This is a genomic window from Pseudomonas sp. R3-52-08, from assembly GCF_003851745.1.
In the GTDB taxonomy this organism is placed as follows: domain Bacteria; phylum Pseudomonadota; class Gammaproteobacteria; order Pseudomonadales; family Pseudomonadaceae; genus Aquipseudomonas.
On record NZ_CP027730.1, the window covers coordinates 175,520 to 201,096 of the forward strand.

Consider the following 25,577-nt stretch of genomic DNA (forward strand, 5'->3'; position numbering starts at 1 on the left):
GTGAACGGATTGCAGTATCACTTTATCTCGGGCTTGCCGCGCTCCGGCTCGACCCTGCTCTCTGCGATTTTATTGCAGAACCCGCGTTTTCACGCCGGCATGAGCAGCCCTTTAGGCACTTTGTTCAATGGTGTGCTGGCGCAGTGCAGCGCCGGCAGCGAGTTTGGCTCGGTCATCGATGCCAACACCCGTCGTCGCCTGTTGCGCGGCCTGTTTGATTCCTACTACGCCGACAAAGCCTCCATCCCGGTGGTATTCGACACCAACCGCCAGTGGTGCGCGCGTATGCCTGCGCTGCACGACCTGTTTCCCCAGGCCAAGGTCGTCGCCTGTGTGCGCAACGTCGCCTGGATCATGGACAGCCTGGAACGCCTGTATCGCGCCAATCCTTTCGAAAACACCAAGCTGTTTGGCGATGACGTCGAGCGCAACACGGTCTACAGCCGCTGCGAAACCCTGGCCCAGCGCAACCGTCTGGTCGGGTTTGCCTGGGCTGCGCTCAAGGAAGCCTATTACGGTGAACATGCCGATTCTTTGCTGATCGTCGATTACGACCTGCTCAGCCAGGCCCCGGAGCGGGTCATGCGGTTGGTCTACGATTTTATCGGCGAGCCGTGGTTTGAGCATGACTTCGACAACCTCGCCTACGACGCGCCGGCATTCGACGAGGCGCTGGGCGTTTCCGGCTTGCACAAGGTCCAGCCCAAGGTGCGCTTGCAGTCGCGGCGCACCATCCTGCCGCCGGACTTGTTCCAGCAATACACCGAGTTGTCGTTTTGGCAGGACGGCTCAGCCAGCGCCGCCAATGTGATTCGTATGAAGGCCAACGCCGCGATCAGTTGATCGCGGCGTTTTCATTTTTCTCAAGAACGTTTGACGCCGGGTGAGCAGCATGTGGTGGAGCAATCGCAAGTCGCGGGAAACCGAAGCAGTACGGGCACGGGTCTCGCCGATGATCATGCACCTGGAGCCGCGCATGCTGTTCGACGGCGCAGTCGCCGCCACCGTGGCTGAAGCGGCGCAACCCGACAGCCATCCCACCGCTGACGCCGCCAAGCCGCCGACGGCTGACCACCCGAGCGTGAGCAAAGACACCCACGGCCAGGCCGACGCGCCAGCCGTTTCCCCCGTAGCCGTGCCCGGTCAAACCGTGGTGTTCGTGGATGCCCGGGTCAAGGACTCCGCCAGCTTGTTGCAAGGCGTGGCCCCGGGCGCCCAAGTCATCCAGCTGGATGCGAGCAAGGACGGCCTGCAGCAGATTGCCGACTACCTCGACACTCACCAGGGCGTCAGCTCGGTGCAGATCGTTGCCCACGGCAACGCGGGCGATCTGTGGCTCGGTACTACCTACCTGTCGGCCGACAATGTCGCGGCCCGCAGCGCGGTGCTGGGGCAAATCGGCAAGGACATGAACGTTGGCGGCGACATCCTGATTTACGGCTGCTACACCGCCGAGGGCGAACGCGGCCTGAATTTTGTCGATTCCCTGGCGCAGTTGACCGGCCGCGACGTGGCGGCGTCGATCAACCGCACGGGCGTGGGCGGCGACTGGGACCTGGAGATCGCCACCGGCTCCATCGAAAGCGCCAACGTGCTGTCGACCAAAGCCATGAGCGATTACCAGTGGGGCCTGGCGACCTGGACCGCTACCAACAACCTCAACACTGGGGTCGGTTCGCTGCGCGCGGCCATCGCCTCGGCGCAGAACGGCGATATCGTCACGTTCAATGCGGGCCTCTCCGGCTCGACCGTGGCGCTCACTTCCGAGTTGCTGATCAATAAAAACATCACCGTCGATGGTGACCTGGACAACAACGGCACCGCAGATATCACCCTTGATGGCCAGTACCGGTCGCGCGTCGTGGAAATCGCGTCCGGCAGCACGGTAACCCTCGATGGCCTGGTCATCACCAAAGGGCTGGTGGCGGGCAACGGCGGCAACGGCGGCGCGGCAGCGGCGGGCGCGATGGGCGGCGGGATTTTCAACGCTGGCACCCTTACGCTCAACAACGTGACGGTCACCGCCAACGCCGCGTCCGGTGGCGGTGGCGGCGGTGGCGTGACGCCTGCCTATTCCGGCGGCGGTGGTGGCGGCGGCGGGGGTATCGGTGGGGGAAGCGGCGGCCATGGCGGTTCGACCGGCCCAGGCAACCTCACGTATGCAGGGGGCGCCGGCAGCGCCGGCGCTGGCGGCTACGGGGGTGGCTACTCAGTCAACGACATGGGCGGACGCGGCGGCACCAGCACTGGCGGCCTGGGTGGCAATGGCGCGTCCGGCTACAGCCACGGCGGTGACGGCGGATCGGCGACCAACGGCACGCTTTCGATTGGCGGTGGCGGTGGCGGCTCCGGCTGGGACAAGGTCGGCGGCGTCGGCGGCAATGCGTCGGGTGGTATCTACAACGCTTCAAGCGGCACCCTGAAAGTGATCGGTGCTTCGGTGATCAGCAACAACATCGCGGCCGGCGGCGGCGGTGGGGGCGGCGGCAGCGGCGGCAAGATCTTCGACGGCGGCGCCGGTGGTCGCGGTGTGGGAGCCATCTGGAACAACGGCGGGACCGTGTTGATCACCGCCGCCAACTTTGCCGCGCTGAGCGGTAACGCCGCGGCCAGCGGGGTAGGCGGCCCCACGAGCGGGGGCACCGCGGGTACCACGCCGAGCGCGCAGCCCTCGATTTACAGCAGTGGCGGCGTCCTCAATACCGCCTATGTCGAGCCCCCGACCGCGACCATCGTGCTGGCTGATAGCGCCCTGAAAATCGGCGATACCTCACTGGTAACCATCACCTTCAGCCGGGCCGTGAGTGGTTTCACCAATGCCGACCTGGCCGTCGCCAATGGCACGTTGACGGCGGTTTCCAGCGCCGACGGCGGCATTACCTGGACGGCGACGTTTACGCCCACCAATGCCATCTCGGACACCACCAACGTTATCTCCCTGGACAACACCGGCGTGGCGGCCATCTCCGACGGCGCAGTCGGCGTCGGCACCACCAATTCCGCCAACTACGTGGTCGACACGCTTCGTCCGACGGCCACGATCGCTATCACCGACACGGCACTCAAAGCCGGCGAAACCACGGCAGTGACCTTTACGTTCAGTGAAGCCGTAAGCGGTTTCACCAACGCTGACCTGACCATCGCCAACGGTACGCTGAGCGCTGTGAGCAGCAGCGACGGCGGTATCACCTGGACGGCGACCTTTACCCCGACCACTGCTATCACCGACGCCACCAACCTGATCACCCTGGACAACACCGGCATTGCCGACCAGGCCGGCAACGCCGGCAGCGGCACCACCGATTCGGCCAACTACGCCATTGATACGGCTCGGCCGACCGCGACCATCGTGGTCGCCGACAATAGCCTGAGCATCGGTGAAACCTCGCTGGTGACCATCACCTTCAGTGAAGCCGTGAGCGGTTTCACCAACGCCGACCTAACCCTCGCCAACGGGACGCTGTCGGCCGTCACCAGCGGCGACGGCGGCATCACCTGGACGGCCACGTTCACGCCCACCAACAGCGTCACTGACACCACCAACGTGATTACCCTGAATAACGCCGGGGTAGCAGACGCCGCCGGAAACACCGGGCAGGGCACCACCGATTCGAACAACTTCGTGGTCGACACCACGCGTCCGACCGCTACCCTTGTCGTGGCCGACACCGCGCTGGCCATCGGTGAAACCTCAACGGTCACCATCACGTTCAACAAGGCCGTCAGCGGCTTTACCAACGCGGACCTGGCTGTCGCCAACGGTACGTTGTCAGCCGTCAGCAGCAGCGACGGCGGCCTCACCTGGACCGCGACGCTCACCCCGACGGCCAGCATCACCGACACCACCAACCTCATCACCCTGGATAACACCGGGGTCAGTGATGTGAATGGCAACCAGGGCCTCGGCACCACCAGCTCCAACAACTACACCATCGACACCCAGCGCCCGGCCGCGTCCATCGTAATGGCCGACACCGCCCTGAAAGTCGGCGACACCTCGCTGGTGACCATCACCTTCAGTGAAGCCGTGTCGGGTTTCACCAATGCCGACCTGACGATTGCCAACGGCACATTGACGGCCGTCAGCAGCAGCGACGGGGGGATTACCTGGACAGCGACGTTTACCCCTGCCGCCAGCACCAGCGACACCACCAACCTGATCACCCTGAACAACACCGGCATCGCCGACCAGGCCGGCAACGCCGGCAGCGGCACCACCGATTCGGCCAATTACGCCGTCGATACCGTCCGGCCAACCGCGACCATCGTGGTCGCCGACCCGGTGTTGAGCGCCGGTGAGACCTCGCTGGTCACCGTCACCTTCAGTGAGGCCGTCAGCGGTTTCACCAATGCCGACCTGGCGATTGCCAACGGTACGTTGACGGCCGTCAGCAGCAGCGATGGCGGTATCACCTGGACCGCCACCTTCACGCCGACGCTTGGCGTCAATGACGCCACCAACCTGATTACCCTGGCCAATACCGGCGTCGCCGACCTCGCCGGCAACGCCGGGTCCGGCACCACCAACTCGGCCAACTACACGATCGACACCGTACAGCCGACAGCGACCATCGTGGTCGCGGACACCGCGTTGAGCATCGGCGAAACCTCACTGGTCACCATCACTTTCAGCGAAGCGGTCAGCGGTTTCAGCAACGCCGACCTGGCCATCGCCAACGGTACGCTGAGCGCGGTGAGCAGCAGCGACGGCGGTATCACCTGGACGGCGACGTTCACGCCCGCCAGCGCCATTACCGACGCCAGCAACCTGATCACCCTGGATAACAGCGGTGTACAGAACGGCTCGGGCAACGTCGGCAGCGGTACCACTGACTCTAACAACTACGCCATCGACACACAGGCCCCGACCGCCAGCATTGTGCTTGCCAATACCACCCTCGGCGTCGGCCAGACTTCGCTGGTAACGGTCACCTTTTCCGAGGCGGTCACAGGCTTTACCAACGCCGACCTCGCGATTGCCAACGGTACCCTGAGCGCCTTGAGCAGCAACGACGGCGGCATTACCTGGACCGCAACCTTCACGCCGACGGCCGGAGTCACCGACACCAGCAACCTGATCACGCTGAGCAACACCGGCATCGCCGACCAGGCCGGCAACGTCGGCAGCGGCACCACCGATTCGAACAACTACACCATCGACAGCCAGCGCCCAACGGCCACGATCGTGATCGCCGACCCAGTGTTGAGCGCCGGTGAAACCTCGCTGGTGACCATCACCTTCAACGAGGCGGTTTCAGGTTTCGACAACAGCGACCTGAGCGTGCCCAACGGCACGCTCTCGGCGGTGAGCAGCGCCGACGGTGGCATCACTTGGACGGCAACCTTCACCCCGAACTCCAGCGTGCGCGACACCACCAATCTGGTCACCCTGAACAACGCCGGGGTCGCCGACCTGGCCGGTAATGCCGGTACCGGCATCACCAACTCGGGCAACTTCACCATCGATACGGTGCAACCGACGGCAACCATCGTGGTCGCGAACACCGCGTTAAGCGTCGGCGAAACCTCACTGGTCACCATCACTTTCAGCGAAGCGGTCAGCGGTTTCAGCAACGCCGACCTGGCCATCGCCAACGGTACGCTGAGCGCGGTGAGCAGCAGCGACGGCGGTATCACCTGGACGGCGACGTTCACGCCCGCCAGCGCCATTACCGACGCCAGCAACCTGATCACCCTGGATAACAGCGGTGTACAGAACGGCTCGGGCAACGTCGGCAGTGGCACCACCAGCTCCAACAACTACGCCATCGACACACAGGCCCCAACCGCCAGCATTGTGCTTGCCAATACCGCCCTCGGCGTCGGCCAGACGTCGCTGGTAACGGTCACCTTCTCCGAGGCGGTCACGGGCTTCACCAATGCCGACCTCGCAGTTGCCAACGGTACCCTGAGCGCCTTGAGCAGCAGCGATGGCGGCATTACCTGGACCGCAACCTTCACGCCGACGGCCGGAATCACCGACACCAGCAACCTGATCACGCTGAGCAACACCGGCATCGCCGACCAGGCCGGCAACGTTGGCAGCGGCACCACCGATTCGAACAACTACACCATCGACAGCCAGCGCCCAACGGCCACGATCGTGGTCGCCGACCCGACCCTGGCCGCCGGGGAAACCTCGCTGGTCACCATCACTTTCAGCGAGGCGGTTTCAGGTTTCGACAACAGCGACCTGAGCGTGCCCAACGGCACGCTCTCGGCGGTGAGCAGCACCGACGGCGGCATCACCTGGACGGCAACCTTCACCCCGAACGCCAGCGTGCGCGACACCACCAATCTGGTCACCCTGAACAACGCCGGGGTCGCCGACCTGGCTGGTAATGCCGGCACCGGCATCACCAACTCGGGCAACTTCACCATTGATACGGTGCAACCGACGGCAACCATCGTGGTCGCGGACACCGCGTTAAGTGTCGGCGAAACCTCACTGGTCACCATCACTTTCAGCGAAGCGGTCAGCGGTTTCAGCAACGCCGACCTGGCCATCGCCAACGGTACGCTGAGCGCGGTGAGCAGCAGCGACGGCGGTATCACCTGGACGGCGACGTTTACGCCGATCAGCAATGTCACCGACACCAGCAATCTGATCACCCTCGACAACAGTGGCGTGCAAAATGGTGCGGGCAACGTCGGCAGTGGCACCACCGACTCCAATAACTACGCCATCGACACACAGGCCCCGACCGCCAGCATTGTGCTTGCCAATACCACCCTCGGCGTCGGCCAGACTTCGCTGGTAACGGTCACCTTCTCCGAGGCGGTCACGGGCTTTACCAACGCCGACCTCGCGGTTGCCAACGGTACCTTGAGCGCCTTGAGCAGCAGCGATGGCGGTATTACCTGGACCGCAACCTTCACGCCGACGGCCGGAATCACCGACACCAGCAACCTGATCACGCTGAACAATACCGGCATCGCTGACCAGGCCGGCAACGCAGGCAGCGGCACCACCGATTCGAACAACTACACCATCGACAGCCAGCGCCCAACGGCCACGATCGTGGTCGCCGACCCGACCCTGGCCGCCGGGGAAACTTCGCTGGTGACCATCACCTTCAGCGAGGCGGTATCAGGTTTCGACAACAGCGACCTGAGCGTGCCCAACGGCACGCTCTCGGCGGTGAGCAGCACGGACGGCGGCATCACCTGGACGGCGACGTTTACGCCGATCAGCGACATTCACGACACCACCAACCTGATCACGCTGGATAACGCCGGTGTCAGCGACCTGGCAGGCAATGTCGGCAGTGGCGTGACGGGCTCCGATAACTTCAGCATCGACACGCTGCGGCCGACCGCGACGGTTGTGGTCGACCACGGCGCATTGAAGGTGGGTGAGACTGCCCAAGTCACCATTACCTTCTCCGAGGCAGTCAGTGGCTTGAGCACCGGCGACCTGAGCGTGGCCAATGGCACTCTGGGCAACCTGGCCTCCAGCGATGGCGGCGTGACCTGGACCGCGACCCTGACGCCGACGGCCAACATCACCGATACCAGCAATCTGGTCACGCTGAACAACAGCGGCGTGCAGGACGCGGCCGGCAACGCAGGCAGCGGCACCACCGATTCCAACAACTATGCCGTCGACACCCAACGCCCCACCGCGAGTATTTCCGTGGCCAACGGCACCTTGGGCATCGGGCAGACCACCACCGTTACCATCGCCTTCAGCGAAGCAGTGAGCGGCTTCGACCTGTCGGACCTGAGTGTGGCCAATGGTGTGCTGTCCAACCTGGCAAGCCAGGATGGCGGTAAAACCTGGACCGCCCTCCTGACCCCGACCGCGGTGATCAGCGATGCGACCAACCTGATCGTGCTGGATGCGGGTCAGGTCAATGACGCGGCGGGTAATGCCGGCAGCGGCATTGCGATCTCCAACAATTATGCGATCGATGGCGAACGTCCCACCGCGACGATCAGCATCGCCAACCCGAACCTGACGGTGGGCCAGACCACCACCGTGACCTTCACCTTCAGCGAGAAAGTCAGTGGCTTCGACCTTGATGACCTGAGCGTGGCCAACGGCAGCTTGTCCAACCTGGCAACCAGCGATGGCGGCCAGACCTGGACGGCCACTTTGACCCCGGCAGCCAACCTCAACGACCCGAGCAACTTCATCACCCTCGATACCGGGCTGGTGAATGACCTGTCGGGCAATACGGGCAGCGGTTTTGCCAACTCCAACAACTTCTCGATCAATACCGTTACGTTGACTGGCGACCCGCTGTTTCGCGTCACCGAGCCGGCACCGTCGCAGGTGGCGACGAACGTGCCATTGCAGCCCGTTATCTTCGGCCAGCCGACCGGCAATCTCGGCTCACTCATCGGCTTCTCGCCGTTGTTTGCACCGCGCGAAATAGGCGCGGGCTTGCCGCCCCTGGGCAGTATCTTCATTCAGAACGGTGCGTCGGCGCCGAGCTTTATCGCCCAGGTGTTCAGCAACAACGACGCCGGTGATGGCAGCGGCAAGGGCTTTCTCGGCTTTGGCGGCGGCGATGGCGGAGTGTTTGGTTCAAGCTCCTTGTCGAGCCTGTTCAACCGTGACAGCGGCGGCGACGACAGCGGCCTCAAGGCGTTCGACGGCAAGTCGATCAAGGGCCAGTCCGACCCGGCCCACGGGTTGCGTGGCGTATTTGGCGCGCCGACCCTCGGCCAGCAATTGCAGCAACTCAAGGACACCGAACAACGCCAGGTGATTGACCTGGCCCGTGCACTGCAACAGGTCGGCATCAGCGAAATGCAGGCTTGAACATACTTAACTCAAGACGCAGGAACAGGGGCGCTCCAAGGATGAAAACAGGTCATAAGTTATTCGGCGCCAGCTTGCTGGCGCTGGCGATCGGCGGTTGTGCGGTCACCAGCGAGCCGATTGAACGCAGTGTCAGTGAGCAGCGAGCCCGCAGTGATCTGCAAGGCATGTACAAGGACCAGGAGCCGCTGAGCGGCCCGCTCACGCTGCACCAGGCCATGGCCCGTGCGGTGAAGTACAACCTCGAAGGCCGCTTGAAGATCATGGAAGAAGCCCTGGCCATGCGTCAGTCCGACCTTTCCAGCTTCGACATGCTGCCGCGCATGGCCCTGTCCGCGGGCTACGCCGGGCGCAACAACACCAACGCCTCCAGCAGCCAGAGCGTGCTCAGTGGCAACCAGTCGCTGGAACCGTCCACCTCCCAGGACCGCGACCGCCGCGTGGCGGACCTGACCATGGTGTGGAACGTTCTCGACTTTGGTGTGAGCTACATCAGCGCCAAGCAGCAGGGCGACCAGCGTCTGATCATTCAGGAACGTCGGCGCAAGGTGATCAACACCATCGTGCAGGACGTGCGCTCGGCCTATTGGCGCGCCGTGGCGGCTGAACGCTTGCTGACCCAGATCGACAGCCTGATGGCGCGGGTCAACCAGGCCCAGACCAACAGCCAGAGCATGAGCGAGCAGCGCATCGGCGACCCGGTGCAGGCCCTCGGTTACCAGCGCTCGCTGATCGAAGCCACGCGCCAGTTGCAGGAACAGCGCCGCGCGCTGTCCCTGGCCAAGACCGAACTGGCTACCCTGATCAACCTGCCCATGGGCACCGACCTCAAGCTGGTAACGCCGGATGACTACAGCGTGCCGCAACTGAAGGTCAAGCTGGCCAGCCTGGAGCAGGAAGCCCTGGCCAACCGCCCTGAACTGCGCGAGCAGGACTACCAGACCCGCATCAGCGCCGCCGAAACCCGCAAAGCCATGCTGCGCCTGCTGCCGGGCCTGGAGTTTTCGGCCGGAGGCCATTACGACAGCAACTCGTTTTTGGTCGACAACCGTTGGGCCGACTACGGCGCCAAGATCACCTGGAACCTGTTCAACGTGATCTCCGCGCCGGCCGCCATCGACGTCGCCAAGGCCGGTGAAAACGTCGCGACAGCCCGGCGCCAGGCGATGTCCATCGCGGTGCTGGCCCAGGTCTACGTGGCCAACGCCAATTACCAGGAAGCCGTGCGCCAGTTCAAGACCAGCGAACAACTGGCCAGCATCGACGGGCAAATCCTCACTCAGTTGCGCAACCGCCATGAGGCCGCCGGGTTAGGTGAGCTCGACCTGATCCAGGGCGAACTCAACACCCTGCAAGCCGACCTGCGCCGCGACCTGGCCTACGCCGACCTGCGCAACGCCTATGGCCAGATCTTCGCCAGCGCCGGGCTCGACCCGTTGCCCGAAGAGCTGGACTCGGACCGCGTGCAGTCCATCGCCACGGCGTTGGCTGGCCGCGAATCAGCGTGGGCTGCCGGCAATATCACCACGCCGGTGCCACGTGCCGTCGCCAAATAACCTGGTGGCGCCGACGGCGAGCGTCACTCGCCGTCAACGCGAAGCACGCAATGGGCATCGCGGCGTGGCGATCCTGCTCACCGGTTTGCCCGCCTCGGGCAAATCCACCCTGGCCCAGGGGCTGCACGTGGCGCTGTTCGAACAGGGCCGACAGAGCCTGGTCCTCGACGGCGACGCTTTGCGCGGTGGCCTCAACAAAGACCTGGGGTTTGCCGACAGCGATCGCCTGGAGAACATCCGCCGCGCCAGCGAACTCGCGGCACTGCTGGTAGAAAACGGGCACATCGTGATCCTGGCGTTGATCGCGCCGCTGGTTGAGCTGCGCGCGGTGTTTGCCGAGCGCCTGGGCGCGGATTATCGCGAAGTGTGGTGCAGCGCCTCACTCGCGGTGTGCGAAGGCCGCGACCCCAAGGGGCACTATGCCCGGGCGCGAAGGGGAGAACTGCCGGGGTTCACCGGCATCGGCTCGCCTTACGAGCCACCGCCCCATGCGTCGCTGGTGTTGGATACCGGCGTGCTGCCGGCACAGCAGTGCGTCGAGCGGTTGCTGGCGTGGCTGGCGCCTGGGCTAGACTCTGGGAAATCGTCTTCTTAGGAGCCCGCCATGGAATCGCCTGTGCATAGCTTGTCGTCACTGTTCAAACAGCTTGGATTAGCGGATGACCCGGTGAGCATTGAGCAATTTGTGGCGGTTCATTCACCGCTCAAGCCGGAGCTGAAACTGGCGGATGCGTTTTTCTGGACCGATAGCCAAAGAGCGTTTTTGCGTGAGGAGATTCTGGAAGATGCGGATTGGGCGGTGGTGGTGGATGAGTTGAATGTGATGTTGCGGGGCGGGCGAGATGTGCAAAAAAATGTGTGAAAAGGCCAAAACTTGAAAAAAAATGGTGAGGGTTGAAAAAAACCGAGCTTTAGTCGGCTAGGTGAATTTTTTTTGAGAATGTGGGAGGGGGCTTGCCCCCTCCCACATTTGCCCTGCGGTGTTGCCGCCAAGTCGCTCCACTCATCCGCGAAATTGTTTCCAAACTTGACGGGCGCGCATCGATCCACCATATTGATAGTTAGCAAACTAACTGTATGCGAACTATCCAGTGCCTCAATCTCTCGAACAACTCCAGATGAACCTCAGCAGCAGCATGGTGGTGGGCGCCCGTCACTGGCGCAAAATCTGCCAGACCACGCTGGTGAGCTATGGCATCTCTGAAGCCTGCGCCGTGCCGCTGTTGATGATCGGTCGCCTGGGGGACGGGGTGCATCAGGTCAAAGTGGCCCAGGCGTCGGGGATGGAAAGCCCGTCGCTGGTGCGCCTGCTCGACCGGCTGTGCCACGACGGCTATGTGTGCCGTACCGAAGACATCCACGACCGCCGCGCCAAGGCCCTGAGCCTGACCGCGCGTGGCCGCGAGTTGGTGCAGGCGGTCGAGGCGCAACTGGTGCGCCTGCGCCTCGAAGTGCTGGCGGACATTACGACCACCGATATGGAAGCCGCGCTGCGCGTACTGCGGGCCTTTGAGGCGGCGACGCCTTGAACGGATTCTTTACCGGCTTTCCGCCCGCTCGCGACTGGTTCTACGGGGTGCGCACGTTCGCCGCCTCGATGATCGCGCTGTACATCGCCATGCTCATGCAAATGCCGCGTCCCTATTGGGCGATGGCCACGGTGTATATCGTCTCCAGCCCCTTTGTCGGCCCCACCAGTTCCAAGGCGTTGTACCGCGCCATCGGCACCTTGATGGGCGCGGCGGCGGCGGTGTTTTTTGTGCCGATGTTCGTGCAGTCACCCTACATCCTGGTGGTGGTGATCGCGTTGTGGACCGGGACCTTGCTGTTTCTCTCCCTGCACCTGCGCACCGCCAACAACTACGCGCTAATGCTGGCCGGCTACACCTTGCCGCTGATTGCCCTGCCGGTAGTGGACAACCCGCTGGCGGTGTGGGATGTGGCTGAGGCGCGCACTGAGGAAATCTTCCTCGGCATCGCCGTAGCGGCGGTGGTGGGCGCAATGTTCTGGCCACGTCGCCTGATGCCTGTGTTCGATGGCTCCGTGGCCAAGTGGTTTACCGACGCCCAGGTCTACAGCCAACGTTTTCTCACCCGCGATGTAGACCCGGAAGCCGTCAGCAGCCTGCGCGGTGGCATGGTCGCGACCTTCAACACCCTCGAATTGATGATCGGCCAGTTGCCCCACGAAGGCGCGCGGCCGCAGACGGTGCGCAACACCAAGGAACTGCGCGGGCGCATGATTCACCTGTTGCCGGTGATCGATGCCCTGGACGATGCGGTGTACGCCATCGAACATCGCGCCCCCGAGTTTCTCGCTCAGCTCACGCCGTTGCTCCAGGAGGCCGACGCCTGGCTGCAAAGCACCACCCAAACAGCCTCGCTTGAACGTTGGCGCGTGCTGCGCGACCAGATCGACGCCGCGCAACCCCAAGGCGAAGCGCTGGACGACCGCCACACGTTGCTGTTCTCCAACGCCCTGTACCGCCTCGGCGAATGGGTCGACCTGTGGCAAGACTGCCGCAGCCTGCAAGCCGCCATCCAGTGCGAAAGCCAGGACACCTGGCGCGCCGTATACCGTCACTGGCGCCTGGGCCGGCTCACGCCGTTCCTCGACCGGGGCCTGATGTTCTACTCGGCGTTTTCCACCGTCAGCGCGATCATCGTCGCCTCGGTGCTGTGGATTCTGCTGGGTTGGACCGACGGTGGCAGCGCAGTGATCCTGGCCGCCGTCGCCTGCAGCTTTTTCGCCTCGATGGACGACCCCGCACCGCAGATCTACCGCTTCTTTTTCTGGACCGCCATGTCGGTGCTGCTCGCCAGCCTGTACCTGTTCCTGGTGCTGCCCAACCTGCACGATTTCCCGATGCTGGTGCTGGCGTTCGCCGTGCCGTTCATCTGCATCGGCACCCTCACCGTGCAGCCACGCTTTTACCTGGGCATGCTGCTGACGCTGGTCAACACCTCATCGTTCATCAGCATCCAGGGCGCCTATGACGCGGACTTTCTCAACTTCGCCAACGTCAACCTGGCCGGTCCCGTAGGCCTGCTGTTTGCCTTTATCTGGACCCTGATCGCGCGGCCCTTCGGCGCGGAACTGGCGGCCAAGCGCCTGACCCGTTTCAGCTGGCGCGACATCGTCAGCCTCACCGAACCTGCGACCCTGGCCGAACACCGGCATATGGCTGCGCAAATGCTCGACCGCCTGATGCAGCACCTGCCGCGCCTGGGCCTCACCGGCCAGGACACCGGCACCGCGCTGCGCGACCTGCGCGTGGCGCTGAACCTGCTCGACCTGCTCGCTTACTCCCCGCGCATCCTCGGCGTGCCTCGCGTGCTGCTCAACCAGGTGGTGGAAGGCGTGGGCGGTTATTTCAAGGCGTGCCTCAAGGCCGGTGAACGCTTGCCCGCGCCCAGCGGTCTGCTGATGACCCTGGACCGCACGCGCCGCGCCCTTAACGGCCAGGGCCTGCAAGACGACGGTGACACGCGCCTGCACCTGCTGCATGCCCTGGCCGGCCTGCGCCTGGCGCTGTTGCCTGGCGTGGAGTTCATTGGCGGCACGGAAATGGAAGCGCCGCTACCCGATGGAGCGCCTTTATGATCGGTGACCTGGATATCAGCGGCGTATTCCTGCCCACGCTGCTGGTGCTGATGGGCATTACCTATGTGTTGTTTCTGGTGGTGCACGGGCTGTTGACGCGCATGCACTTCTATCGCCTGGTCTGGCACCGGGCATTGTTCAATGTGGGGCTCTACGCGCTGTTGCTGGGCGCGGTGGACTCACTCAGTCGATATTTGATGACATGAAAAAACCTTTTTTGACCATCGGCCGTGTAGTCCTGACGCTGTTGATCGTGAGTTTCGCGGTCGTCGTGGTGTGGCGCATGGTCATGTACTACATGTTTGCGCCCTGGACCCGCGACGGGCACATCCGCGCCGACATCGTGCAGATCGCCCCGGACGTGTCCGGGCTGATCCAGCGGGTGGACGTGCGCGACAACCAACTGGTGACCAAGGGCCAGGTGCTGTTTGCCGTCGACCAAGACCGCTTCAAGCTGGCCCTGCGCCAGGCCCAGGCCGCCGTGGCCGATCGCCAGGAAACCCTGGCCCAGGCCCAGCGCGAGTACAAGCGTAACCGTGGCCTGGGCAACCTGGTGCCCAGCGAGCAACTGGAAGAAAGCCAGTCCCGCGTGGCCCGTGCCCAGTCGGCGTTGGCCGAGGCGCAAGTGACGGTGGATTCCGCCCAGCTCAACCTCGACCGTTCGGTGATCCGCAGCCCCGTGGACGGCTATGTCAACGACCGCGCGCCGCGCACCCAGGAGTTCGTCACCGCCGGGCGGCCGGTGCTGTCGGTGGTGGACAGCAATTCCTTCCATATCGACGGCTACTTCGAAGAGACCAAGCTCGACGGCATCCACGTCGGCATGGGCGTGGATATCCGCGTGATCGGTGACAACGCCCGCCTGCATGGGCATGTGCAGAGCATCGTCGCCGGTATCGAAGACCGTGACCGCAGCAGCGGCTCCAACCTGCTGCCCAACGTCAACCCGGCGTTCAGCTGGGTGCGCCTGGCCCAGCGGATTCCCGTGCGCATTGCCTTCGATGACGTGCCGCCGGACTTTCGCATGATCGCCGGGCGTACGGCGACGGTGTCGATCATCGATGACAAGGCCAAAGCCGGAGACCAGCCATGAAGCAACTGCTGGCCACCGCTGCGCTGGGGGTGTTGCTGTCGGCCTGCCAGGCGGTAGGCCCGGACTACAAATTGCCGAACGCCGCTGCCGTCAACCGTGGCGACCTGCAAGGCGCTATCGCGGGGGAGGGCAATAACGTGGTGTCGGCGCCGGTGCCGACGGACTGGTGGAAACTCTACAAAGATCCGCGCCTGGATGAGCTGGTGCGCCAGGCCATGGCCTCCAACACCGACTTGCGCGTGGCGGCCGCCAATTTGCAACGCGCGCGCTATCAGACCCAGCAGGCCGAGTCCGCAGGCGGCTGGAGCGCCGGTGCCAAGGCCGAAGCCCAGCGGTTGCAGGAGTCCGGCGAAGCCTTCTTGTTGGAAGACAAAGTCCCGGTGGGCAACATCGGCAGTGTCGGCATCACCACCTCGTATCAATTCGACCTGTTCGGCACCCTGCAGCGTGGCATCGAAAGCGCCCAGGCCAGCGCCGATGCGGCCCAGGCGGCCGCCGATATCGCGCGCATTACCCTGGTGGCCGACGTGGTGCGTTCCTACACCCAGGTCTGCGCCGCCAACGAAGAGCTGGCGATTGCCAACGAATCCCTCGACCTGCAAGCGCAAAGCACCCGACTCACCCAACGCCTGCGCGACGCCGGGCGTGGCGATGAAACCCAAGTGACGCGCTCGCAAACCCAGTACAAATCCCTGCGCGCCGATATGCCGCGCTACGAAGCCGCGCGCCAGGCGGGGCTGTTCCGGCTGTCGATGCTGCTCGCCAAACCGCTCGATCAACTGCCGGCCGGCACCGCCAGTTGCGCCGAGCTGCCGCACATTGCGCAGTTGTTGCCGGTGGGCGACGGCGCGGCCCTGCTCAAGCGCCGCCCGGATGTACGCCAGGCCGAACGTCAACTGGCCGCTGCCACCGCACGCATCGGCGTGGCCACCGGCGCCTTGTACCCGGACATCGCCATCGGCGCCACGGTGGGCACAGTGGGCCTGCTCGACAACCTCGGCCAGCCGGCGACCAATCGCTGGGGCTTTGGCCCGATGATCAGCTGGACAGTGCCGACCAACGGCGCCCGTGCCCGTATCCACGAAGCCGAAGCCGCGACCCAGGGCGCCCTGGCGCATTTCGACGGGGTGGTACTCAACGCGATCCGCGAAACCCAGACCGGCCTGGCGCAGTACACCGCCATGTTGCAGCGCCGTGAGGCGCTGGCCGATGCCGAACGCTCGGCACGTGAAGCGGCAGACCAGACCCACCGCTTCTTCCAGGCCGGGCGCGAGTCGTTCCTCGCCGACCTGCAAGCGACCCGCACCTACACCACCATGCGCGCGCAATTGGCGGCGGCCAACACCCAGGTTGCGATGAGCCAGATCGACCTGTTCCTGGCCCTGGGCGGCGGCTGGGAAAGCGGACGAACGCAAGGGGTAAAACCCGGCAATCCGTGAGGTGATGGCTATGCTGTGTCTAAGGGGCGTAACGCCTCGCCTGACACTGCTCGCGTTTGCTCATGGGGATTCCAATAATGAAAAACCCTTATGCTCCCGCTTTCTGGTGCGTGCTCTTCGCACTGGTACTGTTATCGGCCGCGTATTTCTACGGGGTGATGCTCGCCCACCAACTCGACAAGGCCATGGTGTTTCTCGACAGCGCCTGCCTGGTCATCGGCACCTTGTCCATCGGCGTGGTGGCCTGGGCGTCGTATCAAAACCAGCGGGTGAAGCGAAAGCTGCTCGAGCAAGGCAAGACCCGCGTAACGATCTGGGACACCAAGGTTGCCCTGCGCCGTGTCGAAACCGTGTTCGACCGCTATTTCTGGGGCAGCTACTGGCAACCCGGGCGCACCTTCCAGGAAGTCATGGGCGACCTCACCGGCACGCCCCTGGAAAAAAGCCTCGAAGTCCTGAAGAAGCAGTGCGTGGTACTCGACCGGCAGGTCGCGGACGGCAGGCACTGGCTCAATAATGCGCGGGAATTGTCCGATGTCGCCACGCAGATGGCCCGTGAACGCTACCAGCTGGACTTCTGTGACCCCAAGAGCGACACCCCCGGCAATGCGGTAATACACCGCGAGTTTGAGGTGTTGGTCTACACCTGGACGGCGCGCTTGAAGAGTTTCGATCACCAACTGGACGAAATTGAGCTGGAGTACTCCTGAACTCCTGCTGAACTGATCCCTCTGAAAGGCTGGGCCGTTTATGCCCGCCAGTGCTAATCTTCCACAGCCTTTCGGCCATACGGGCCAGTACTGTAGGAGCGAGCTTGCTCGCGAAAGACGTCAACGATAACGCGTGCATTCTGAATGAACGCGGTGCCTATGCGTTCTTCGCGAGCAAGCTCGCTCCTACAGTTCAAGGAAGACAGCCCACTTCTCACAGGATTTGATCAGGTCACTTCATGAATAAGCCAGCAGTCGTTCTTTTGGGTTTCGTTGTCGCCGTTGGCGTCGTCAGTGCAGGCGGCGCCTGGTACACCGGTAAACAACTGGAGCCGGTCCTGCAAACCGCGATCCAGAACGCCAACAAGGAACTGCAGACCTCCATGGCCGGCGTCGACGGCAGCGTCTCCCTGGAACTGGTATCCCTGGACCGCGGCGTGTTCAGCAGCACCGCCCATTACCGCCTCAAGGGCCAGGGCAGTGTGTTCGGCGAGCAAAACCCGAACCCCGAGCTGCTGTTCGTCGACCATATCGAACACGGCCCGCTGCCGTTCTCGCGCCTGGTCAGCCTGAAGTGGCTGCCAGTGATGGCCACCAGTCACTACGCACTGGAAAAGAACGCCACCACCGAACAATGGTTCGCCGCCAGCAAAGACGTGTCGCCGCTTAAAGGCGTGGCCAATATCGGTTACAGCCGTTCGGTCAGCGGCAATGTCGAACTGCTGCCCCTGGAATTCAAGGACGATAAGTCCTCGGTGAGCTTCTCCGGCGCCAACCTCGACTTCGACAGCAGCGCCGAAGGCCAGAAGGTCAAGGCCGACGGCTACATGAACAGCCTCAAGGTCGCGGCGGTCGATGCCAACGGCGACGCGTTCGAAGCCGAACTGGCCGGCCTGACCGTCGCCAGCAACCTGGCCAAATCCACCTTCGGTTTCTACACCGGCCAGAACACCATCGAACTGACCGACACCAAGGTTACCTTCGGCCCGCAGAAAGCCGTGCTGACCCTCAAGGGCTTCGAGCAGAAAGACTCCAGCGAAACCAAGGACAATAACCTGGCCGGCCGCGTCGACTACAAGATCGACGAGATCGGTTACCAGGGTAAGCCGGTGGGCTCGGCTGCCATGGCCGTCAGCATGAAGAACGTCGATATCCCGGCGATGCTGGTGTTGACCAAGCTCTACCAGGACAAGATGCAGCCGGTGCAAGCCGCTGCCGCTGCCGGCCAACCCGCGCCGGAGCTGCAACTGACCGAAGCCGAGCAGACCCTGGCCGAAGCCAACGTCAACCAGGTGCTGGCCGCCAAGCCGCAACTGGCCGTGGAAAACCTGTCGCTGAAAACCACCCATGGCGAAAGCAAGTTCAGTCTGGTGCTGGACCTGGCCAAGCCGGCCTCCATGGAACTGCCGCCGGTTGAACTGGGCAAGCAGATGATCTCCCTGCTGGACGCCAACCTGACCCTGTCCAAGCCGATGATCGGCGACGTGGCCGCGTTGCAGGCGCAGGTCGGCGGCGTGACCGACCCGAAAGCCATCGAACAGCAATCGCAGATGGCGGCCGATATGGTCAGCGGCATGGCCGTGGGTACTCAACTGGCAACCGTGGAAGGTACCGATGTGGTGTCCAAGCTGCACTACGCCAATAACGAAGTGACCTTCAACGGCCAGAAGATGACGGTTGAGCAGTTCATCAGCTTTGTGATGTCCAAGGCCGGCGCAATGAGCGGCGCGCAATAACCCTGAAATGCAGTTAAAAATGTGGGAGGGGGCTTGCTCCCGATAGCGGAGTGTCAGTCAGAACATTCATAACTGACCCACCGCCATCGGGAGCAAGCCCCCTCCCACATTTTGTTTTGTGCTTGGCAAAAAACCTCGTTCAGCCAATTCTGAACAATTGTTCTGAATTGCCCTTGGCCTCGCCTGGCTGAGGGATAGTTCCCATAGGAAAGCTAGGTCGGGTCCCGAGACGCCGACACCCTGATGCACATCGCTCAGGATCACCCATCGTTGCAGCTTTCCTTGTAAGGAAGCTGACGCCATGTTGCCAATCCATTCACTCAGTGCATCAGGCCGGTTGCGGTTGCTCATCGGAGCAGCGCTGTGCAGCCAATTGCTGATGCCCGCCTACGCCGTGGCCGACCCTGCCTATGACGCGCTGATCATCCAGGCCCGCAACGGCCACTTCACGCCGGCCCTGACTCAACTGCGCCAACTGTCCGCCGAACGTCAGACACCAGGGCAGGTCAGCGATCACCTGGTGATTGCCGGTTGGGCCGGGCAGGACGCCGAAGTGCTGAAGGTGTATGAAGCCCAGGGCAAAAATCGCAACCTGACCAGCCCGGCGCTGGCCACGGTGGCGCGCACCTACCGCAATCAAAAACAGTGGGCCCAGGCCGAGGCGGTCTATCGCCAGGCGCTGCTGCGTGAACCGAACAATATCGACCTGCAACTGGGCCTGGCACTCACCCAGGCCGATGGCGGCAAAGCCACCGAGGCGGTGCAACGTTTGCGTGCGCTGGTGGCCGCGCAGCCGAATGACCCCAACCGCCGCATGGCCCTGGGCTACGCGCTGAGCCGCGCCGGCTTGAACTACGACGCACTGTTTGAATTCGACCAGGCGTTTATCCGCGCCGGCGACAAACCCGACGTGGCCCGTGAATACATCGTCGCCCTGCAAAAGGCCCGCCTGCCGGAAGCCGCGCTGCGCCTGTCGGCCAAGCGCCCAGGGCTGGTGGACGCGGTGACCCAGCGCCGGCTGGAAGGCGACCTTGCTGCCGAGCGCGTGCGCATCGCCGAGTTCGCCACGCGCACCGAAAAAGAACGCTACGTGGTGGCCGACCGCGCGCTCAATGACTACGACCGGCTGATCGCCCGCTGGGCCCCGGACGCCAGCGCCCATGACGACGTGGTGCGCTGGCGCATCGACCGCCTGGGCGCGCTGAAGGCCAGGGCGCGTACCGCGGAAGTGATCCGCGAATACCAGACCCTCACTGGCGAAGGCGTGCAGTTGCCCACTTACGCGTTGCGTTGGGTTGCCGCGTCGTACCTCGATCAGCGCCAGCCGGAGAAAGCCGAACCGCTGTACCGCCAGGTGTTGACCGCACCGGATGCCGACGCCAGTTACCGCGTCGACGACAGCACCGCGTTGTTCTACGCGTTGCTCGAAAGCGACAAGGTCGAGGACGCCCGCCAGGTCGCCAACACCCTGGCCAAGGAACAGAACCCCCGCGTCGAACTCAAGGGCCTGCCGATTGGCAACCCCAACGATAACTGGATGGACGCGCAACAACTGGCCGCCCAGGCCGGCACCTTCGGCGGCGACCTGCCGGGCAGCGAAGCCAGCCTGGAAGCCCTGGTGGCCAAGGCACCGGGCAACGTCGGCCTGCGCATCGCCCAGGCCGACATGTACCGCGCCCGTGACTGGCCGCGCCGCGCCGAAGGCACCCTCAAGGAAACCGAAGCCCAGGCCCCACGCGACATCGGCCTGGAAGTGTCCCAGGCCTATACCGCCATGGACCTGCAGGAGTGGCGCCAGATGGACGCCCTCACCGACGACGTGGTTGCGCGCAACCCGGACAACCGCCAAGTGCAACGCCTGCGCCGCCTGCGCGATGTACATGACATGGCCGAACTGCGTGTCGAGGCCTACACCGGCAAAAGCTATGGTGGTGGCAATGACAACGACGCGGGTGCCGTGGCCGGCAGCCGTGACTGGGGCATTGAAAGCGTGATCTACACGCCGCCCATCGACGAAGACTGGCGCCTGTTCGCCGGTGCCGGCTACGCCACCGCCGACTTCAGCGAAGGCACCGGCCAGCACCGTTGGCAGCGCGTGGGCGTGGAGCGGCGTACCCGCGACATGACCATTGAGGCCGAAGTGTCCAACCATTCCTACGGTGATGGCTCCAAGCAAGGCGCGGCAGTGTCGATTGCCCGCGACATCAATGACCACTGGCAGTACGGCGGCAGCGTCGGCTACCTGCTCACCACCACGCCATTGCGCGCCTTGAACGACGGCGTCACCGCCAACGGCGGCAGTGGGTTTATCCGCTGGCGCGCCAATGAAAGCCGCGAATGGAAACTGACCCTCAGCCCGTCGCACTTCAGTGACGGCAACGACCGCTTCGAAGCGCTGCTCAGTGGCCGCGAAGGCCTCTACAGCTCGCCCCATGTGCAAGTCGACCTGGGCCTGGAAGTGGGCGCCAGCCGCAACAGCAAGGAAGACACCGCGTACTTCAACCCGAAGTCGGACTTCACGGTGTTACCGATGATCAACGTCAATCACGTGCTCTATCACCGCTACGAGACCCAGTGGAGCCAGCAGTTCCAGATTGGTGCGGGCACCTACAGCCAGCGCGACTACTCCACCGGCGGCATCGGCCTTATCGGTTACGGCCAACGCTTTCGCTGGAACGACGTACTGGAAATGGGCGCCAACCTCAGCCTGATCAGCCGACCTTATGACGGTGATCGCGAACGCGATCTGCGCCTGCTCGTCGACCTCACTTACCGTTTCTAGAAGAGCCTGACCATGACCGTCCTCAGCCGTTGCTTGTTGGTCCTGGGTGTAATGCTGGCCGCCGCCTGCGCCCAGCAACCCGCGCCCTATACCCCACCCGCGCAGCGGCCAACCGCGCCAAACGAAGCGCCTTGGCCGAAAAACCATTTCCTGGGCATTGCCTACCACGACGTCAATGATCGCGACCCCGACCAGACGGTGGTGGCGGTGCGCACCGAACGCTTGATCGAGCAACTGTCGTGGCTGCGGGAGAACGGCTACCAGGCGGTCAGCGTCGACCAGATCCTGGCGGCGCGCAACGGTGGCCCTGAACTGCCGCCCAAGGCCGTGATGCTCAGCTTCGACGACGGTTATACGAGCTTCTACACCCGCGTGATGCCGATTCTGCGCGCCTACCACTGGCCGGCCGTGCTGGCGCCGGTGGGCTACTGGATCGATACGCCACTGAACAAGCCGGTGGACTTCGCCGGCTCACCGCGACCGCGTGGCGAATTCCTCACCTGGCAGCAGATTCGCGAAGTGTCCCAGTCGGGCCTGGTGGAAATCGCCGCGCACACCGACGCCAGCCACACCGGGATTCTGGCCAACCCCCAGGGCAACCTGGAGCCGGCGGCGACCTCATTGCGCTACGACCCGGCGACCCAGCGCTATGAAACCCAAGCGCAGTTCCAGGCGCGGATGCGGGCCGATGTGGCGGCCATCACGCAGAAAATCCGCAGCGTGACCGGCAAGGCGCCCCGGGTTTGGGTATGGCCGTACGGCGCGGCCAAAGGCACGTCCCTGGCGGTGGTCAGCGAGCAGGGCTACCAGATGGCCCTGACCCTGGAAGACGGCCTCGACAGCCCCGGCAACCTGATGAACAGCCCACGCTTCCTGGTGGCCTCCGACCCGGACGGCGAGCACTTCGCCAACAGCATTGTCGCGGCGCAGACCCCGGCGCCGCTGCGCGTATTGCACGTTGACCTGGACAACGTCTACGACCCCGACCCGGCCCAGCAGGCGCGCAATCTCGACGTACTGGTCCAGCGGGTAGTGGACATGGGCGCCGGCACGGTATTCCTGCAGGCCTTCGCCGACCCCAAGGGTGACGGCCTGGTGCATTCGCTGTATTTCCCCAATCGTCATCTGCCGGTGCGCGCCGACTTGTTCAACCGCGTCGCCTGGCAATTGCACACCCGCGCCCATGCTGCGGTGTATGCGTGGATGCCGGTGCTCAGTTTCGCCCTCGACCCCAAGCTGCCCCGCGTGACCCGCTGGGACCCGCAAAGCGGCAAGCTGGGCGCCGATCCTGATCAGTACAAACGCCTGTCGCCGTTCGACCCGCAGGTGCGCAAAATCATCGGCGAGATCTACGAAGACCTCGCCCGCAACAGCGCCATCGACGGTGTGCTGTACCACGACGACGCCGTGCTCTCGGACTTCGAAGACGCCAGCCCCGCCGCGCTCAAGGCTTATGCGGCCAATGGCTTGCCGGGCAGCATCGCGGCCTTGCGCGCAGATCCGGCAACGCTGCAGCGCTGGACCCGCTTCAAGAGCCGCTACCTGATCGACTTCACCCAGGAATTAACCACCAAAGTCCGCGCCATCGCCGGGCCGCAGGTGCTGACCGCGCGCAACATCTTCGCCGAGCCGATGCTCAACCCGGCCAGCGAAGCCTGGTTCGCGCAGAACCTCGATGACTTCCTGCAGGCCTATGACTGGACCGCGCCGATGGCCATGCCGCTGATGGAAGGCCAGTCGCTGGAGAACTCCAACGCCTGGCTGGAAAAACTGGTCGCTACCGTCAAGGCCCGCCCCGGCGCGCTGGAGCGCACCGTATTCGAACTGCAAGCCAAGGACTGGCGCACCCAGCAAGCCCCAGATATCAACGCTGTGCAAATGGCCGAATGGATGGGTGTGCTCAAACGCCAGGGGGTCAAGAGCTTTGGCTACTACCCGGACAACTTCCTGGAAAACTCGCCGGACCTGAAGACCGTACGCCCGGCCCTTTCCAACCAGTGGAACCCTTGATCATGTTCGACAGAATCCTGGCTTTATTCGTGCTGGCGTTGGTATTGGGTGTGCCCTTGGGCCTGATCTTCCTGGTCACCGGGCAGTTCCTGATGGACTTCGTGTTTTTCTACCCGTTGTTCATGTCTGCGCTGTGGATCGCCGGCGGCCTGTACTTCTGGCTGCACTGGGAGCGCCACTGGCCGTGGAAGGAGGACACCCCGGCGCCGACCCTGGCCGGCAACCCGCTGATCTCGATCATCATCCCTTGCTACAACGAAGGCGATAACGTCGCCGACACCATGGCCGCCGCATTGGCCCAGGTGTATCCGAACATCGAAGTGATCGCGGTCAACGACGGTTCCAGCGACAACACCGCCGCCGTACTCGACGCGCTCGCGCTGCAACACCCACGCCTGCGCGTGCTGCACCTGGCGCAGAACCAGGGCAAGGCCGTGGCTCTGCGCATGGGGGCGGTGGCCGCGCGCAGCGAATACCTGGTGTGCATCGATGGCGATGCGTTGCTCGACAAAAACGCGGCGGCCTATATGGTTGCGCCGATGCTCGACAACCCGCGCCTGGGCGCCGTGACCGGCAACCCGCGTGTACGCACACGCTCAACCCTGATCGGCCGGGTACAAGTGGGCGAGTTCTCCTCGATCATCGGCCTGATCAAGCGTACCCAGCGCGTGTTCGGGCGGATCTTCACCGTGTCGGGGGTGGTGGTGGCGTTCCGTAAGAAGGCGCTGAACCGCATCGACTACTGGAGCACCGACATGATCACCGAGGACATCGATGTCAGTTGGAAGCTGCAGCTCGATCACTGGGCGATCTTCTACGAGCCGCGCGCGCTGTGCTGGATCCTCATGCCCGAAACCGTCGGCGGCCTGTGGAAACAGCGCCTGCGCTGGGCCCAGGGCGGCGCTGAAGTGCTGTTCAAAAATATCCGCGGCATCTGGCAATGGCGCCATCGCTACCTGTGGCCGCTGCTGTTCGAGTACTGCCTGTCCACCGGCTGGGCGTTCACCTTCCTGCTCTCGGTGTTTTTCTGGGGGCTGGGTAAATTCATGGTGTTGCCGCAGGCGATTACCGTCGTCTCCCTTGTGCCGCCGGCGTTTACCGGACTGGTCCTGGCAATGGTGTGCCTGCTGCAGTTCGCGGTGAGCATCCTGATCGACCGGCGCTACGAAAAAGACCTGTGGAAAACCCTGTTCTGGACCGTGTGGTACCCGATGGTGTTCTGGCTGGTGAGCCTGTTCACCACGCTGGTCAGCTTTCCCAAGGTGTTGTTCAACCAGCACCAGAAACGCGCCCGCTGGGTCAGCCCGGACCGTGGTATCAAACCTGCCCAAGAGGAGGCGTGACGATGAAACTGGTCAGAACCCGCCAGCACCTGGTGATGTGGATCATCGATGTGTTGCTCACCCTGCTGGCCTGGGGCGGCCTGGTCTGGCTGCTGGCCCGGGGCATGAGCGCCATGCTCGAAACCCACGGCGGCCCGCGCCTGGAAGCGCCGATTTTCGCCGCGCTCAATACCTTGCAGATCTATCTGTGGATCGCCCTGTTCAACGCCGTGATCCTGATCGCCTGGGCGCGCTACCAGCAACGCAAAGGCCGCAAATTCGCCCAGCGGCGCGCCGAGGCGAATGCGCTCAGCGACCAGCACTTGAGTGAAAGTTTCAACCTCGGCGCGGGCGACCTGGAGCAACTGCGCCGGCCTGGCGTGCTGGTGATTCACAACGATGAAGAGGGTGGGGTGGGAGAAGTGAAGTCCCACGTGTCCCGCGACGTCGAACGCCCCGGCCTGGCCCTGGTGCCCGGCTCGGAAAAAGACAAGGGCATTGGCTAGCCTCTTCAATGCTGTGAATCCCCAATGTGGGAGGGGGCTTGCCCCCGAT

Annotated in this window: 16 protein-coding genes; all 16 read left to right on the top strand. The window is 63.8% G+C overall.

Going from position 1 to position 25,577, the window contains the following annotated elements; translation table 11 throughout:
- The 16 genes from C4J91_RS00745 (at nt 1) to pgaD (ending at nt 25,528) form a co-directional block, all read left to right on the top strand.
- Nucleotides 1-843 carry a sulfotransferase gene (locus C4J91_RS00745; RefSeq protein ID WP_124365084.1) on the top strand — a complete coding sequence of 281 codons (843 nt, stop codon included), beginning with the start codon at nt 1-3 and terminating at the stop codon, nt 841-843.
- Nucleotides 844-952: 109 nt separating this feature from the next.
- Nucleotides 953-8,770 (top strand): Ig-like domain-containing protein, encoded by a 7,818-nt coding sequence (locus tag C4J91_RS00750; protein ID WP_372238305.1) that lies wholly within the window; start codon nt 953-955, stop codon nt 8,768-8,770.
- 41 nt (nt 8,771-8,811) lie between these two features.
- Nucleotides 8,812-10,326, top strand: a complete 1,515-nt coding sequence (locus C4J91_RS00755; RefSeq protein ID WP_124360702.1) for a TolC family protein — start codon at nt 8,812-8,814, stop codon at nt 10,324-10,326.
- Nucleotides 10,310-10,921: an adenylyl-sulfate kinase gene (gene cysC, locus C4J91_RS00760; RefSeq protein ID WP_124360703.1), complete on the top strand. Its 612-nt coding sequence runs from the start codon at nt 10,310-10,312 to the stop codon at nt 10,919-10,921. The genes C4J91_RS00755 and cysC overlap by 17 nt, the downstream gene beginning before the upstream one ends.
- A 9-nt stretch (nt 10,922-10,930) precedes the next feature.
- A complete protein-coding gene (locus tag C4J91_RS00765) occupies nt 10,931-11,188 on the top strand; it encodes a DUF2789 domain-containing protein (RefSeq protein ID WP_124360704.1) in 258 nt (85 codons plus the stop codon).
- A gap of 256 nt (nt 11,189-11,444) precedes the next feature.
- A complete protein-coding gene (locus C4J91_RS00770; RefSeq protein ID WP_124360705.1) occupies nt 11,445-11,855 on the top strand; it encodes a MarR family winged helix-turn-helix transcriptional regulator in 411 nt (136 codons plus the stop codon).
- Nucleotides 11,852-13,930: an FUSC family protein gene (locus C4J91_RS00775; protein ID WP_124360706.1), complete on the top strand. Its 2,079-nt coding sequence runs from the start codon at nt 11,852-11,854 to the stop codon at nt 13,928-13,930. The genes C4J91_RS00770 and C4J91_RS00775 overlap by 4 nt, the downstream gene beginning before the upstream one ends.
- A complete protein-coding gene (locus tag C4J91_RS00780) occupies nt 13,927-14,136 on the top strand; it encodes a DUF1656 domain-containing protein (RefSeq protein ID WP_003187469.1) in 210 nt (69 codons plus the stop codon). The genes C4J91_RS00775 and C4J91_RS00780 overlap by 4 nt, the downstream gene beginning before the upstream one ends.
- On the top strand, nt 14,133-15,023 hold the full coding sequence (locus C4J91_RS00785; protein ID WP_124360707.1) for an HlyD family secretion protein: 891 nt from the start codon (nt 14,133-14,135) through the stop codon (nt 15,021-15,023). The genes C4J91_RS00780 and C4J91_RS00785 overlap by 4 nt, the downstream gene beginning before the upstream one ends.
- Nucleotides 15,020-16,462: an efflux transporter outer membrane subunit gene (locus C4J91_RS00790; RefSeq protein ID WP_124360708.1), complete on the top strand. Its 1,443-nt coding sequence runs from the start codon at nt 15,020-15,022 to the stop codon at nt 16,460-16,462. Before C4J91_RS00785 ends, C4J91_RS00790 begins: the two co-directional genes overlap by 4 nt.
- A gap of 77 nt (nt 16,463-16,539) precedes the next feature.
- The gene (locus tag C4J91_RS00795; RefSeq protein ID WP_124360709.1) at nt 16,540-17,172 is read left to right on the top strand and encodes an NADH:ubiquinone oxidoreductase subunit N; all 633 of its coding nucleotides are present in this window, start codon (nt 16,540-16,542) and stop codon (nt 17,170-17,172) included.
- Nucleotides 17,173-17,411: 239 nt separating this feature from the next.
- Nucleotides 17,412-18,908: a YdgA family protein gene (locus C4J91_RS00800; RefSeq protein WP_124360710.1), complete on the top strand. Its 1,497-nt coding sequence runs from the start codon at nt 17,412-17,414 to the stop codon at nt 18,906-18,908.
- A gap of 301 nt (nt 18,909-19,209) precedes the next feature.
- A complete protein-coding gene (pgaA, locus tag C4J91_RS00805; protein ID WP_124360711.1) occupies nt 19,210-21,690 on the top strand; it encodes a poly-beta-1,6 N-acetyl-D-glucosamine export porin PgaA in 2,481 nt (826 codons plus the stop codon).
- A 12-nt stretch (nt 21,691-21,702) separates the two neighbouring features.
- On the top strand, nt 21,703-23,700 hold the full coding sequence (pgaB, locus tag C4J91_RS00810) for a poly-beta-1,6-N-acetyl-D-glucosamine N-deacetylase PgaB (protein WP_124360712.1): 1,998 nt from the start codon (nt 21,703-21,705) through the stop codon (nt 23,698-23,700).
- 2 nt (nt 23,701-23,702) lie between these two features.
- Nucleotides 23,703-25,043, top strand: coding sequence for a poly-beta-1,6-N-acetyl-D-glucosamine synthase (gene pgaC / locus C4J91_RS00815; RefSeq protein ID WP_124360713.1), 1,341 nt, complete (start codon nt 23,703-23,705; stop codon nt 25,041-25,043).
- A 2-nt stretch (nt 25,044-25,045) separates the two neighbouring features.
- Entirely contained in the window at nt 25,046-25,528 is a 483-nt protein-coding gene (gene pgaD / locus C4J91_RS00820) for a poly-beta-1,6-N-acetyl-D-glucosamine biosynthesis protein PgaD (protein ID WP_124360714.1), read from the top strand.
- The last annotated feature ends 49 nt before the right edge of the window (nt 25,529-25,577 follow it).